The 14,592-nt window shown below is 59.6% G+C and carries 13 protein-coding genes; 4 read left to right on the forward strand and 9 right to left on the reverse strand.

The genetic code is table 11. The annotated features are described in order from the left end of the window. The first annotated feature begins 1 nt into the window (after position 1). Entirely contained in the window at positions 2 to 865 is an 864-nt protein-coding gene (locus QN377_RS03670; protein WP_095001719.1) for a universal stress protein, read from the forward strand. A 4-nt stretch (positions 866 to 869) separates the two neighbouring features. Here QN377_RS03670 and QN377_RS03675 read toward each other — a convergent pair whose 3' ends face one another. After that, a complete protein-coding gene (locus QN377_RS03675) occupies positions 870 to 1,340 on the reverse strand; it encodes a DUF1289 domain-containing protein (RefSeq protein ID WP_095001720.1) in 471 nt (156 codons plus the stop codon). Positions 1,341 to 1,746: 406 nt separating this feature from the next. Here QN377_RS03675 and acnB point away from each other — a divergent pair, with 406 nt between their 5' ends. Further along, positions 1,747 to 4,347: a bifunctional aconitate hydratase 2/2-methylisocitrate dehydratase gene (gene acnB / locus QN377_RS03680; protein ID WP_095001721.1), complete on the forward strand. Its 2,601-nt coding sequence runs from the start codon at positions 1,747 to 1,749 to the stop codon at positions 4,345 to 4,347. A gap of 69 nt (positions 4,348 to 4,416) precedes the next feature. Here acnB and QN377_RS03685 read toward each other — a convergent pair whose 3' ends face one another. Together QN377_RS03685 and QN377_RS03690 are read right to left on the reverse strand one after the other, a co-directional pair. Then, a complete protein-coding gene (locus tag QN377_RS03685) occupies positions 4,417 to 5,487 on the reverse strand; it encodes an AI-2E family transporter (protein ID WP_029611582.1) in 1,071 nt (356 codons plus the stop codon). Positions 5,488 to 5,574: 87 nt separating this feature from the next. Next, the gene (locus QN377_RS03690) at positions 5,575 to 5,814 is read right to left on the reverse strand and encodes a sulfurtransferase TusA family protein (RefSeq protein ID WP_095001723.1); all 240 of its coding nucleotides are present in this window, start codon (positions 5,812 to 5,814) and stop codon (positions 5,575 to 5,577) included. Between the two features lie 120 nt (positions 5,815 to 5,934). Between QN377_RS03690 and QN377_RS03695 the strand changes: the two genes are divergently transcribed. Then, entirely contained in the window at positions 5,935 to 7,365 is a 1,431-nt protein-coding gene (locus tag QN377_RS03695; RefSeq protein WP_322212583.1) for a M48 family metalloprotease, read from the forward strand. 39 nt (positions 7,366 to 7,404) lie between these two features. Here QN377_RS03695 and nadA read toward each other — a convergent pair whose 3' ends face one another. The 5 genes from nadA to galB all read right to left on the reverse strand — a co-directional run bounded on the left by nadA (position 7,405) and on the right by galB (position 11,968). After that, a complete protein-coding gene (gene nadA / locus QN377_RS03700; RefSeq protein ID WP_095001725.1) occupies positions 7,405 to 8,463 on the reverse strand; it encodes a quinolinate synthase NadA in 1,059 nt (352 codons plus the stop codon). A 215-nt stretch (positions 8,464 to 8,678) separates the two neighbouring features. Beyond that, positions 8,679 to 9,365 (reverse strand): type 1 glutamine amidotransferase domain-containing protein, encoded by a 687-nt coding sequence (locus tag QN377_RS03705; RefSeq protein WP_095019328.1) that lies wholly within the window; start codon positions 9,363 to 9,365, stop codon positions 8,679 to 8,681. 76 nt (positions 9,366 to 9,441) lie between these two features. After that, positions 9,442 to 10,518: a 4-oxalomesaconate tautomerase gene (locus tag QN377_RS03710; protein ID WP_095001727.1), complete on the reverse strand. Its 1,077-nt coding sequence runs from the start codon at positions 10,516 to 10,518 to the stop codon at positions 9,442 to 9,444. Positions 10,519 to 10,520: 2 nt separating this feature from the next. Then, complete coding sequence (locus QN377_RS03715) at positions 10,521 to 11,237, reverse strand: 4-carboxy-4-hydroxy-2-oxoadipate aldolase/oxaloacetate decarboxylase (RefSeq protein ID WP_095019329.1); 717 nt, start codon at positions 11,235 to 11,237, stop codon at positions 10,521 to 10,523. Beyond that, positions 11,234 to 11,968: a 4-oxalmesaconate hydratase gene (gene galB, locus QN377_RS03720; RefSeq protein WP_095019330.1), complete on the reverse strand. Its 735-nt coding sequence runs from the start codon at positions 11,966 to 11,968 to the stop codon at positions 11,234 to 11,236. Before galB ends, QN377_RS03715 begins: the two co-directional genes overlap by 4 nt. Before the next feature lie 156 nt (positions 11,969 to 12,124). Here galB and QN377_RS03725 point away from each other — a divergent pair, with 156 nt between their 5' ends. Continuing rightward, entirely contained in the window at positions 12,125 to 13,339 is a 1,215-nt protein-coding gene (locus QN377_RS03725) for a LysR family transcriptional regulator (RefSeq protein ID WP_322212582.1), read from the forward strand. On the opposite strand, the gene QN377_RS03730 is transcribed toward QN377_RS03725, so the two are convergent. Continuing rightward, positions 13,318 to 14,565, reverse strand: coding sequence for an OprD family porin (locus QN377_RS03730; protein WP_095001731.1), 1,248 nt, complete (start codon positions 14,563 to 14,565; stop codon positions 13,318 to 13,320). The genes QN377_RS03725 and QN377_RS03730 overlap by 22 nt on opposite strands. Between the last annotated feature and the right edge of the window lie 27 nt (positions 14,566 to 14,592).

Raw genomic sequence — 14,592 nt, forward strand, 5'->3', positions numbered from 1 at the left:
CATGCACAGCATTAACAGCCTGTTGGTCGTCATCGAGCCTCACCTGATGGAAAGCCTCGCACTCAAGCGGGCCAAGCACATTGCCAGTCACACCAAGGCGCATCTGCATCTATTGATCTGCGATAAAAAAAATGACCACTCAGCCCTGCTGAGCGTGCTTGAAAGCAGCCTCAAAAGCGAAGCCTACAGTGTGAGCAGCGAGCAGGCCTGGCACGAAAGCCAGCACGCCACCATTATCAAAGTGCAGCAGGCGCACAACTGCGGGCTGGTGATCAAACAGCATGTGCCCGACAACCCGCTAAAAAAAGTCCTGCTGACCCCTGAGGACTGGAAACTGCTGCGCTATTGCCCAAGCCCGGTGCTGCTGGCCAAAACAGCACAGAGCTGGGAGCACGGCGTGATACTGGCAGCCGTCGACGTGGGCAATAACGACCCGGAACATATGGCCCTGCATACCAGCATTGTCGACCACGGCTTTCGCATCGCCAGCATGGCCCATGCCGAACTGCATGTGGTCAGCGCCCACCCGGCGCCAATGCTCGCAACAGTCGACGCGGTCTACCCGCTGGATACCGAGCTGGAACAGACCTACCGCGCAGAATGTAAAGTCTTCCAGCAACAATGCGAAATTGACGACAGCCGCCTGCATATTGAAGAAGGCCCGGCGGACGTGATCATTCCGCGGGTAGCCAAAAACCTGGACGCCGTGGTCACCGTGATGGGCACCGTCGCCCGTACCGGCTTTTCCGGGGCCCTGATCGGCAATACCGCCGAAGTGGTGATCGACAAGCTGGAAAGCGACATTCTGGTGCTCAAGCCCGATGACATCGTCGAGCATCTGGAGCAACTGGCGAGCAAGCTCTGAGCGCTTACTCGCCAAACGCATCCTTCAGAAAGCCCGGGGCGATATAGCGCTGATAATGCGCTTCGGACAGGAGGAAAAATTCCCGATCAATGGCATCGCGCAGATCGGTCAGCGGCCAGCCGCGAAACTCCGGCAACAGCACCATGCCGTACAGCTCCAGCTGGTTGATCACCCGCGCCCCGCGGGCAATCAGCTGGTAGGCCCAGCAATACTCGGACTGGGCAGGCACAAAGCGGATTTTGCGCGCCACCAGCTGGTCACGCAGCGTGGCCCGGTCGAACACTTCGACCTTGCCGGCCATCACCTGCACCAAAAGCTGCTCGAGCCGACGCCACACGGCACGCTTTTCTTCCTCGTTGTAACCGTTCCAGTTGATCACTTCATGATGGAAACGCTTGCAACCACGGCACACAAGGTCGCCGTAAACCGTTGAGCAAAGGCCTATGCAGGGGGTTTTGATGGTTTGATTGGACATGGCGAAATAGAGCACTGCAGAACGAAACAGGTGGCCATGTTAGCCCTTTGTCTAACGCAGATCACCCCTCAACCTTCAGGGCCTAACTTACCTTTAACAAGTTTTTACCGTAGAATCGGCCTGCCTTTTAAGGCGCCAATGTCCGTTAGAAGCTGTTTTCAAAGCGTCACGAGCACAGTTGATCCCGAAGAACGGTGTTGGTGAAGGGTGTTTGCACTGCAGATACCCCCACCGACATTCATCATCTCCCCCGTTCGGAAGGCGTAAAACTTTGAAAACAGCTTCTGTTGGGAATCCTTGAAACTCTGGCCAAGCGGCTCATAAAGCCGCGCAGCGCATGAGTGCTCGGCATTCCTGGATGAGCGTCCCGGACACCCATTTGGGACCAATGATGAGGGTAATAACTGTGCTTGAAGCCTACCGCAAACATATCGAAGAGCGCGCAGCACTGGGTATCGTTCCCCAGCCGCTTAACGCCGAACAAACCGCAGGCCTGGTTGAGCTGCTGAAAAACCCGCCTGCCGGCGAAGAAGAATTCCTCGTTGACCTGATCACCAACCGCATTCCGCCGGGTGTTGACGAAGCTGCTTACGTAAAAGCCGGCTTCCTGGCCGCGATTGCCAAAGGCGAAGCGACCTCTCCGCTGATCAGCAAAAAACGCGCTGTTGAACTGCTTGGCACCATGCAGGGCGGCTACAACATCGTGACCCTGGTTGACCTGCTGGACGACGCGGAGCTGGCTCCAGTTGCCGCCGAGCAACTCAAGCACACCCTGCTGATGTTTGACGCCTTCCACGACGTTGCAGAAAAAGCCAAGAACGGCAATGCCCACGCCAAAGCCGTGGTGCAGTCCTGGGCTGACGGCGAGTGGTTCAAGAACCGCCCTACCCTGGCTGACAAAATCAGCCTGCGCGTGTTCAAGGTAACCGGCGAAACCAACACCGACGACCTGTCGCCGGCACCGGACGCCTGGTCGCGCCCTGACATCCCGCTGCACGCCCTGGCCATGCTGAAAATGGCCCGTGACGGTATCGTGCCGGACGTGCAAGGCTCCATCGGCCCGATGAAGCAAATCGAAGAAATGCGCGGCCAGGGCTTCCCTATCGCTTACGTCGGTGACGTAGTCGGTACCGGTTCGTCGCGCAAGTCGGCAACCAACTCCGTACTGTGGTTCTTCGGCGACGACGTTCCTTATGTACCGAACAAGCGTGCCGGCGGTTTCTGCTTCGGCAGCAAAATCGCTCCGATCTTCTACAACACCATGGAAGATGCTGGCGCACTGCCAATCGAATTTGATGTTTCCAACATCAACATGGGCGACGTGATCGACCTGTACCCGCACGCAGGCAAAGTCTGCAAGCACGGTACTGACGAAGTCATCACCACTTTCGAACTGAAAACCCCGGTTCTGTTGGACGAAGTACGCGCTGGCGGCCGTATTCCGCTGATCATCGGCCGCGGCCTCACCGAGAAGGCTCGCGCCGAGCTGGGTCTGGGCCCTACCGACCTGTTCAAGAAGCCTGAAGCACCGGTTGAAAGCACCAAGGGTTTCACCCTGGCGCAGAAAATGGTCGGCAAGGCGTGCGGCGTGACCGGCGTTCGTCCAGGCACTTACTGCGAACCGAAGATGACCACCGTAGGTTCTCAGGACACCACCGGTCCTATGACCCGTGACGAACTGAAGGACCTGGCGTGCCTGGGCTTCTCCGCTGATCTGGTGATGCAGTCGTTCTGCCACACCGCGGCTTATCCAAAGCCGATCGACGTGACCACCCACCACACCCTGCCTGACTTCATCATGACCCGCGGCGGTGTTTCCCTGCGTCCGGGCGACGGCATCATCCACAGCTGGCTGAACCGCATGCTGCTGCCGGATACCGTCGGTACCGGTGGTGACTCCCACACCCGTTTCCCGATGGGCATTTCGTTCCCGGCCGGTTCGGGTCTGGTGGCGTTCGCCGCAGCTACTGGCGTAATGCCATTGGATATGCCGGAATCGGTTCTGGTTCGCTTCAAGGGCGAAATGCAACCGGGCATCACCCTGCGTGACCTGGTTCACGCCATTCCTTACGTCGCTATCCAGAAAGGCCTGCTGACGGTAGAGAAGAAAGGCAAGATCAACGAATTCTCGGGTCGTATCCTGGAAATCGAAGGTCTGGACAACCTGAGCATCGAGCAAGCCTTCGAACTGTCCGACGCTTCGGCAGAACGTTCGGCAGCCGGTTGCACCATCAAGTTGTCCAAAGAGTCGATCACCGAATACCTGAATTCCAACATCACCCTGCTGCGCTGGATGATCGGTGAAGGTTACGGCGACGCACGTACCCTCGAGCGTCGTGCTCAAGCGATGGAAGCCTGGGTAGCCAACCCTGAGCTGATGGAAGCCGATGCTGACGCCGAATACGCGCACATTATCGAAATCGATCTGGCTGACATCAAAGAGCCTGTGCTCTGCGCGCCAAACGACCCGGATGACGCCCGTCTGCTGTCCAGCGTTGCTGGCGAGAAAATCGACGAAGTGTTTATCGGTTCGTGCATGACCAACATCGGCCACTTCCGCGCTGCGGGCAAGTTGCTGGACAAGGTCAAAGGCCAGCTGCCAACCCGTCTGTGGCTGTCGCCGCCGACCAAGATGGACGCTCACCAACTGACCGAAGAAGGCTACTACGGTATTTACGGCAAAGCTGGCGCGCGCATGGAAATGCCGGGCTGCTCGCTGTGCATGGGTAACCAGGCACGTGTAGAGCCGAACTCGACTGTTGTGTCGACTTCGACCCGTAACTTCCCGAACCGTCTGGGTGACGGCGCGAACGTTTACCTGGCTTCGGCCGAGTTGGCGTCGGTGGCCTCGATCCTGGGTCGCCTGCCTTCCGTTGAGGAATACATGGCCTACGCGGCAGAGATCAACACCATGGCTGCGGACGTGTACCGCTACCTGAGCTTTGATCAGATCGCCGAATTCCGTGAAGCGGCCGCCAATGCCAATATCCCGGTTATTCAAGCGTAAGCTGATGCAGTAACGAAAAAGCCCCGACTCTTACGAGCCGGGGCTTTTTCATCTCTGGCGTTCAGTGATTTACAACAGCGGTGATACGACTTGCTGCTCGCGCGGCCAGGCATCGAGCACGGCCTTGAACAAGGTCGCCAGCGGGATCGCAAAGAATATCCCCCAGAACCCCCATAAACCGCCAAACAACAGCACCGCACAAATGATCGCCACCGGGTGCAGGCTCACCGCCTCGGAGAACAGCAGCGGTACCAGCACATTGCCGTCCAGGGTCTGAATGATCCCGTAGACCGCCATCAGGTAGATAAACTGATCGCTCCAGCCCCACTGGAACAGCGCAATCAGCAGCACCGGCACCGTCACCACCACCGCCCCGACATAGGGCACCACTACCGAAACCCCCACTAGCAGCGCCAGCAAGGCCGCATAGTTGAGGCCCATGGTGACAAAGGCGATATAGGTCACGCCGCCACAAATGATGATCTCGATCACCTTGCCGCGAATGTAATTAGCAATCTGGCGGTTCATTTCTTCGGCCACGCGGGTAATCAATGCCCGTTCACGGGGCAAATAACCCCGCACCCAACGGCCAATCACCGCGCGGTCCTTGAGGAAGAAAAACACCAGGATCGGTACCAGCACCAGATAAATCATGATGTTGACCAGCAGCGGCAAACTGGACAGCGAAAAGGTCAGTGCCAGTTGCCCGAACTTGCCGATTTCACCCCGTGCAACTTCGATGGCCTGTAACACCTGCTCATCCGATACGAGGTGAGGGTAGCGCTCAGGCAGCAACAGCAACAACGATTGCCACTTGGCAAGCATGCCCGGCAGTTCGTTGAACAGGGTGATCAACTGATGCCAGAGCAAAGGCACTACCACCACCAGAAACACCAGCAACAGCCCCATAAACAGCGCAAACACCAGCCCGACTGCCGCCGCGGCCGGCACCCGCATGCGTTCCAGTGCAACCACCAGGCCCTGCATCAAATACGCCAGCACCATGCCCGCCAGCACCGGCGCCAGCATGCCGCCCAATGTCAGTACGGCGGTGAAAGCCAACACCAGCAACACCGCCAGCACCACCGCTTCTTCATCAGAGAAATAGCGCTGCACCCAACCACGTAAAACCTTGAACATCGATATTCCTTAAAAGAAAGTGCAGCGCTTCTGCGGGAGCGATTCATTCGCGAGCAGGCTCGCTCCCACAGCGAGGTCAAGCAAGGGTCAGGCCTTGCGTAACCAGTAGCGATAAGTGCCAGCATCTACTTCTTCACGCAGCAACTCATGGCCTGCCAGGCGCGCGAAGGTACGAATGTCCCGTTGTGAGCCGGCATCGGTGGCAATCACCTTGAGGGTCTGGCCACTGCCCATTTTGTTAAGCGCCATCTTGGCCTTGAGCAGTGGCAGCGGGCAATTGAGCCCGGCAGCATCCAGTTCGGCATCATGGGCCAGCACATCAGTCATTGCATACGTCTCCACAGAGGGCTTTTTTTATGCGGGCTAGAATACCCCAAGCAACCCCGCCACTGGTCGCCAGCCAAGTGTCCAGCTACAGTAAGCGCTTTACCGACCAGAGCCTTGTGCATGACTTTTCTGCGCCCTACCCTGTTGACGCTCGCTTGCCTGCTCGCATCACCGAGTTTCGCCGACGATTTACCGTCTCTGGGTGACGCCAGTTCGTCCATTGTCTCGCCACAGCAAGAGTACCAACTGGGCCGCGCCTGGCTGGGCATGTTGCGCGGCCAGGTGTCACAACTCAACGACCCGCAGCTCAAGGACTACGTCGAGACCAGTGTCTACAAACTGGTCGAAACCAGCCAGGTGCAGGACCGCCGCCTGGAATTCATCCTGATCAACAGCCCGCAACTCAACGCCTTCGCCGCACCCGGCGGCATCATCGGGGTTAACGGCGGCCTGTTCCTCAATGCCCAGACCGAAGGTGAATATGCCTCGGTAATGGCCCACGAACTGGCCCACTTGTCCCAACGCCACTTTGCCCGTGGCGTGGAAGCCCAGCAGCGCATGCAACTGCCGATGATGGCAGCGCTACTCGCCGGGATCATCGTTGCAGCCTCTGGCGCAGGAGATGCCGGCATCGCTGCGATTGCCGGCACCCAGGCTGCGGCCCTGCAAGAGCAGCGACGCTTCTCGCGTCAGAACGAGCAGGAAGCTGACCGCATCGGCATTCTTAACCTGGAGAAAGCCGGTTACGACCCGCGCTCCATGCCCACCATGTTTGAGCGCCTGATGCGCCAGTACCGTTTTGATGGCAGGCCGCCGGAATTTTTGCTGACTCACCCGGTCACCGAGTCGCGTATCGCCGATACCCGCAACCGCGCGGAACAGGCCCGGCCAGGCGGCACTGAAGACAGCCTGCGCTATCAGTTGATCCGCGCCCGGGTGCAACTCAATTACGAAGAAACCCCGGGGCTGGCCGCCAAACGCTTTCGCCAGCAACTGGATGAAAACCCGAAAAATAACGTAGCCCGTTATGGCCTGGCGATTGCCTATATAAAAGGCAGCCAGTTCAACAAAGCCCGCGAGACCCTCAAGCCACTGCTGGAAAAGGCGCCCAACGACATCACCTATAACCTGGCACAGATCGAGCTGGACATGGACAGCAACCGCCTGAGCGAAGCCCAGCAACGTATCGACCGGATGCGCACCCTGTACCCGGGCAATTACCCGCTCAATCAGGCCCGGGTTGATTTGCTGCTCAAGCAGAATAATCCCAAGGAAGCCGACAAGGCCCTTGAGGCGCTGCTCAAGAGCCGCCCCGACGACCCGGATGTCTGGTATTCGGTTGCCGAGACCCGAGGTTTGTCAGGCAATATCATCGGCCTGCACCAGGCCCGTGCGGAGTACTTCGCATTGGTGGGGGATTACCGCCAGGCCATCCAGCAGCTGGATTTCGCCCAGAAGCTGACCAACAACTTTCAGCTGTCGGCACGCCTGGATGCGCGCAAGCGGGAGTTGATGGATCAGGAACGGGCGCTCAAGGAAATGATGAACTGAGCCTGACTGGCTCAGTTCCTGTGGGAGCGGGTTTGCTAATCAGGCATTCCCCGCCAGCTTCAACCGCGCCGCCTGGGTGAAATCCAGCATGCGCTTGAGCGGGCGAATGGCATGGGGCACCAGTGCCGGGTCGACAAAGATTTCGTTGCTGCCCTGCTGCAAGCATTCCAGCGTGCGCTCCAGGGTATTCATCGCCATCCACGGACAGTGTGCGCAACTGCGGCACGCCGCACCGTTACCCGCGGTCGGGGCTTCGATAAACACCTTGTCCGGGCACAACTGCTGCATCTTGTAGAAAATGCCGCGATCGGTGGCCACGATAAAGGTCTTGTTGGGCAGGTTCTGCGCCGCAGCAATCAACTGACTGGTAGAGCCCACGGCATCGGCCAGATCGATCACCGACTCTGGCGACTCCGGGTGCACCAGAATCGCTGCATCCGGGTACAGCGCCTTCATGTCTTCCAGCTGCTTGGACTTGAACTCTTCGTGAACGATGCAGGCACCGTCCCACAGCAGCATGTCGGCACCGGTCTGGCGCTGGATATAACGGCCCAGATGCTTGTCCGGCCCCCAGATAATGGTTTCGCCGTTATCCATCAGGCTTTCGACGATTTCCAGCGCGCAGCTTGACGTCACCACCCAGTCCGCCCGGGCCTTGACCGCCGCCGACGTGTTGGCATACACCACCACTGTGCGCTCGGGGTGCTTGTCGCAAAACGCGGAGAACTCTTCCACCGGGCAGCCCAGGTCCAGCGAGCAGGTGGCCTCCAGCGTCGGCATCAGCACGCGTTTTTCAGGGGTGAGGATTTTTGCGGTTTCGCCCATAAAGCGCACACCGGCGACCAGAATGGTCTTGGCCGGGTGAGCCGCGCCAAAGCGGGCCATCTCCAGGGAGTCAGAGACACAGCCGCCAGTTTCTTCGGCCAGGGCCTGAATCACCGGATCACAATAAAAGTGCGCCACCAGCACCGCGTCGCGGGCTTTAAGTTCAGCCGCGATTTGCGCCCGCAGGCTGAGGGCTTGAGCCTCAGTCAACGGCTTGGGCTGCTTGGCATCAAGGTGGGCTTGAACCAGAAGTCGTTCAGAAATTTGCGTCATGTTCGCAAGACCTGCAAGCGCTGTTGCGCGAAAGTCGAGTGTACCACCAGCTCCGGGCCGGCAAGCCCCGCTGGGAGAATGTGTGTTATCAGGCACGGACAAGCACTGAAGCGCGACAAGGCTACAGAATATCCTTGGGATTCAAAAGTTTAATGTGGGTATCAGGCAGGTAGATGCAGACTGAGGGGCCTGCATCGGCTTTAGAACGGGGGATTTTACTGAATCGCCGCCAGTACCAGCTCGGCCACCGGCCCGCCCGATGCCGGGTTTTGCCCGGTAATCAGCCGTCCGTCTGCGATGGCAAACGGTGCCCATGGGGTACCGGCCTTTTGATACAAGGCACCGCGCTTCACCAGCTCGGTTTCGGTCAGGTACGGCACATGCTGGCTTAATCCGGCCAGGTCTTCCTCTTCATTGGAAAAACCAGTGACTTTCTTGCCCTTGACCAGCAGTTCACCATTACTCAGCTTGATATTCAGTAAACCCACAGCGCCATGACACACCGACGAAACCACCCCGCCGTGCTCATAGATATGACGGCTGAGCGCTTGCAGTTTCTCGTTGTCAGGGAAATCCCAGATCACGCCATGGCCGCCCGCGTAATAAATGGCGATGTAGTCATCCGGGTTGACCTGATCAGGCGTCAGTGTTGCCCCAAGCCGGTTCATAAACGCCTTGTTGTGGTACCACTGCCAGTCAATCGGCGACGCCATGTCGGCGGCAAGGCTGTGGGGGTCGATCGGCGTGTACCCACCTTGCGGGCTGACGTAATCGACGGCATAGCCTGCGGCCTCGACCTTGTGCACAAAATGCACGGCCTCGCCCAGCCATAAGCCTGTGGCGCGATCAAGGTTCGGGTATTTCTCGACGCTGGTCAGTACCACCAAAATCTTCTTGCTCATGGTCAACCTCCTGTTTGTGCGAACACCGGCAAACCGGTGGGAACAAGAGCATAGACCACGCCAGCGCGTATTTGTCCTAGCCTGCCCAGACCGCCGCCGGCACACACACCACCCCGTCAAACAGCAACCGCGCCGTGCGCATCAGCCCGCACCCAGCCAACTGGCCGTGGTGCAAACGCAGCTCCACCGTGAACTCTCCTGTCGGGTGTTCTACCGAAAGTTGCCGCACATCCCCCTTCCCTACCCGGGCCAATCCTGCCGCCACACTCCCCTCGATCAAACACGCGGCAGCCACGCTGACCGCCCCGAATACGCCAATACTGGTATGGCAGCGATGCGGAATGAATGTACGTGTACACAACGCCCCCCCCGCCTGTGCAGGTGCCACCAGGCACATTTTCGGCACATTACGCTGGCGCACATCACCCAGGTTCATGGCCAGACCGGCCTGCATGCGGATCGACTCAAGCCGTGCTCTGAGCGCAACGTCCGCATCCAGCTGTGCCGGGCTTTCATAGCCACTGCATCCCAGTTCCTGGGCCCGCAGCAGCACTACCGGCATGCCATTGTCAATGCAGGTCACTGCAACTCCGTCCAGCACATCAACAGCGTTACCCGTTGGCAATAGCGCACCGCAGCTGGCCCCGGCGATGTCTTCGAACTCGACGACCAGGGGCGCGGCAAATCCCGGCACACCATCGATTCGCGCATCACCGCTGTAGCAGACACGGCCGGAAGATGTGGGCACATGGGCAATCGCGATCTGCCCGCTGTTCTGCATATATATCCGTACCGGGGTCACATCCCCCGCCACTGGCACCAGCCCCCGCTCAAGGGCAAACGGCCCGACGCCGGACAGGATATTGCCGCAGTTCTGGCCGTAGTCGACTCGCGGCTCATCCACCAGCACTTGCGCAAACAGATAGTCCACATCAGCGTCCGGCCGGGCAGACGGCTGGATAATTGCAACCTTGCTGGTTAGCGAGTCGGCACCACCGATGCCGTCAATCTGCCGGCTGTCCGGCGAACCCATGACCGCCAGCAGCACGAGATCACGCAACAGCGGGTCTGCGGGCAAGTCGCTGGCCAGAAAATACGCGCCCTTTGAGGTGCCACCGCGCATCAACAGGCAAGGAATGCGGGTCTGGGTCATGCTCAGCCCCCGAGTTCTTCAATGCTGTCGACGTAACGCAGGCCTTTCTCGGCCAGCCGCCCGCGCATGTTATAGATATCAAGCCCCAGCTCGCCCTTGGCCAGGCGCAGGGCTTTGTGGTCTTCCAGATCAGCCCGCTCGCGGCTGGCCTCGACCACCTTCGCCACCTCGACGCGGCGCACAATCACTACCCCGTCGTCATCCGCCACCACCACATCCCCAGGGTTGACCAGTTGCCCGGCGCAGATGATCGGCAGGTTCACCGAGCCCAATGTTTCCTTGATCGTGCCCTGGGCACTGATGGCCCGCGACCACACCGGGAAGCCCATGCCACGCAAGGTATGGGTGTCGCGAACTCCCGCATCGATAATCAGTGCACGCACACCACGGGCCTTGAGCGAGGTGGCCAGCAGATCGCCAAAATAACCGTCGGTACAAGGTGAAGTCGGTGCCACCACCAGAATGTCGCCGGGTTGGCATTGCTCCACGGCAACATGGAACATCCAGTTATCCCCTGGCGCTACCAGCACTGTCACTGCCGTGCCGCTGATCACCGTACCGCGCTGGATCGGTGTGATGCGAGGGGCCAACAGGCCTTTGCGGCCCTGGGCCTCATGGATCGTGGCCACCCCGTAGCGTCCCAGTTCGTTGACCAGCGCCGCGTCGGCACGGGGGATATTGCGCACGACCAGGCCGGTTTTACCCATCAGTTGGCTCATGCCAGGTTCTCCGTCACACGCGGGAAGATGCTCTGGTAACCCTCGGCATACTCGATATTGCGCCCCGAGGCGATACCCACGTTGCGCTTGGCCTGCACCCCGCGCTGCAAAGCAACACGGGTGTAGTACTCCCATAGATGTTCCTGACCGGCCATGCATTGAATGGCCGCGTATTTTTTGTCCCACACATCGGTGATATCCAGCAGCACATCCGGGCGCCACTCGCACTGTTCCGGCTGATGCGGCTCGAAGCTGTACACCGGTGGTGCCCCGATGATTCTCTCGCCCGGCCGGTAACCTTCGGCCTGAGCAATGATGCGTGCCTCCTGGGTCAGGTTCATGGCCAGCGGATGATCGTAGTTGTACGGGTCCTTGATCGAATGGCTGAGCACAAACTCCGGCTGCACGCGGCGAAACACATCAGCCAGGCGAAACAGCGTGTCCTTGTCGGCGCGCATCGGGTAGTCGCCGATATCGAAGAATTCGACGCTGGCGCCCAAAATATCCGCGGCCTGCTGCGCTTCCTCGCGGCGCGCCTGCTTGACCCGCTGTTCACTCATTTCGCCTTTGCGCCACAACTTGGCGGATTCACCGCGCTCGCCATACGACAGGCAAACAATGTGCACCGCATAACCCTGTTGCGCATGCAAGGCGATGGAACCGCCGGCGCGCCAGACAAAATCGGCCGAGTGGGCACTGACAACCAGTGCGGTTTTGGGTGATGCATTCATGTGCGGGCTCCTTCAACAGTTGGCCAAAGGATCGCACCCACCTGCCGCCCCGGAGTAATGCATAAGCTTGTTACAGGTATGCGTTTTATTTATTGCCAGCTCATCTTCCAGGCAGGCATAGTCCCACCGTATTGCCCAATCAAAGAGCCTGCCCCCATGCAGCCGAGTGAGCTACCCAGCCTGATGCACGTGCGCGCCTTTGTCCGGGTGGCCGACTACGGCAGTGTGTCCAAAGCCTCTGAGGCCCTGTTCCGGGCACAGTCGGTCGTGACCCGCTCGATTTCCGAACTGGAGGCTCGCCTCGGCGTGCTGTTGTTTGAGCGCCATGCCAACGGCATGCGCCTGACCGATTACGGCACCCGCCTGCTGCCTCGCGCCCGCCGCGTGCTGGCCGAACTGGACAGCGTCCCGCAGCTGCTCAACGGTGCAGACAAAGCCCAGAACGAGCCGCTGTACCTGTTTCAGGCCCGACGCCTGCAAGTCTTTGTCAAACTGTGCGAAACCCACCATATGCAGACTGTCGCCAGCCTGCTCGGGCTGAGCCAGCCGGCCATAAGCTCGACCCTCAAGGTGCTCGAAAGCGGTTGCGGCCAAACCCTCTTCGAACGTACGCCACGGGGCCTGCTGCCCACCCGCGCCAGCCTCGACATCCTGTTCCTGGTGCGCCGCGCCCTCAATGAACTGCGCCATATCGACACCGATATCAGCGCCCTGCAGGGAGCGCTGCAGGGCGTGGTTCAGGTGGGTGCCCTGCCCTTGGGCCGCACCCGCATCCTGCCCGAGGCCATCGTGCGCCTGATGCGCGAACACCCCGGCATCCAGGTGATCACCAACGAAAGTCCGTTCGATCTGCTGGCCACCGAGTTGCGCGCGGGCGATGTCGATTTTATTTTCGGCGCCTTGCGCTCGACAGCGTACGCCAGCGACCTGTCGGGCGAGGCCTTGCTGACGGAGGAGATGGTGGTGCTGGCGCGACGCGGTCATCCGCTGTATTCGAAAAGTGCCTTGCAGGCCGAACTGGCTGATGCGCAATGGGTACTGCCACGGGCCGGCTCGCCGGCGCGACATATGCTCGACGACTGTTTTACGGCATTTGGCATTGCGCCGCCGCGCCCGGCGGTCGAGAGCGGCGACATGGCTATCATCCGCGGCCTGCTGCTGCGCTCGGACATGCTCGCGGCGGTGTCCGCACACCAACTGGAGCCTGAAATCGCCAGTGGCGAGCTGTGCATCCTGCCGCTGGAACTGCGCCATACCTCCCGCGCCATCGGCCTGACCTCACGCACCGCCAGCCTGCACTCACCGGTGGCGCAGGCGTTGATGGACGTGATCCGTGAAATAACCCGAAGTCAGAGAATATTCAACGGATAGCTGACAATCAGACGGTTTTCATCAAACTCGCTGGTGCTGTAGTCGCGGCGTATCGTCGAGTTGCGGATGCGCAGGTTGAGGTCTTTGAACGTGCCACTCTGCAGGGTGTAGGCCAGCTCGGTTTCACGCCCCCATTCCTTGCCATCTGTGATGGTGCCGGTATGCACGTTACTGCCACTGAGATAGCGGTTCATCAACGTCAGGCCGGGCACCCCAAGCGCCGCAAAGTTGTAGTCGTGGCGCAACTGCCAGGACTTCTCCCGGGCACTGTCGTAGCTGGAGTTGTACGTGTCATTGGCCAGGGTTCCGCCGCTGGTGCCATTGACCCGCATCCAGCCGTCATCACCGCTGACCTTTTGCAGGCCCACATAGAACGTGTTGCCACCATAACGGGCCGAAAGCAGCGCCGACACCGTGCGGTTATCCAGGTTGCCGGCTTTGGCACTGCCCTCTTCGGTACCCCGGAAGTAACCCAGGTTGGCCCCCAGCGTCCAGTCGCCCAGCGGCTGGCTGTGGGTCACTTGCAGGTATTGCTGCTGGTAGATGTCCTTGAGCTCGGCATTCCACAAGCCGACCATCGTGCGTTTTTCGTTGAAGGTGTATTCGCCGCCGACAAAGTTGAAGCGATCGGATGTAACCGTCGCTTTGCCCTGCATAAACATGTCGTCCATGCTCGAGTCGTTGCGCGGGCTGTTTTTGCGGAATTGGCCGCCGTACAGTGTCAGGCCATCAAAGTCCTGCGAGGTTACCTGAGCGCCTTCAAAGGTTTGTGGCAGTGAGCGACCATCATCGGAACGCAGGATCGGCAGCACCGGCATCCACTCCCCCACTTTGAGCACGGTCTTGCCGATTTTCATTTTCCCGGCCACCGCCAGACGCCCGAAATCGTCAGCCGGGCGCCCGTCACTGCCCACCGGCAACAATTGGGTGCCACCACTGCCCTTGCCGCCATCGAGCTTGATCGAATACAGGCCCAGCGCATCCACCCCGAAGCCGACAGTGCCTTGGGTAAAACCCGACTTGGCGTCCAGAATAAAGTTCTGGGTCCATTCCTGAGCCAACCCCTGGGCATTGCCCGGGTTGGTAAAATTGCGGTTGATAAAGAAATTGCGCAGGTTCAGGTTGACGCTGGCATCGTCGACAAAGCCGGCCGCCTGGCCTGGTAAAGGCAACGCACAGGCAAGCGCCAACGCGCAGAAATTGCGTGAGTTGAGGGTGACAGTCATTGTTATTGTTTTCCGTTTGTATTGGTT

Origin of the sequence: Pseudomonas sp. CCC4.1 (assembly GCF_035019225.1) — a bacterium.
In the GTDB taxonomy this organism is placed as follows: domain Bacteria; phylum Pseudomonadota; class Gammaproteobacteria; order Pseudomonadales; family Pseudomonadaceae; genus Aquipseudomonas; species Aquipseudomonas bubulae.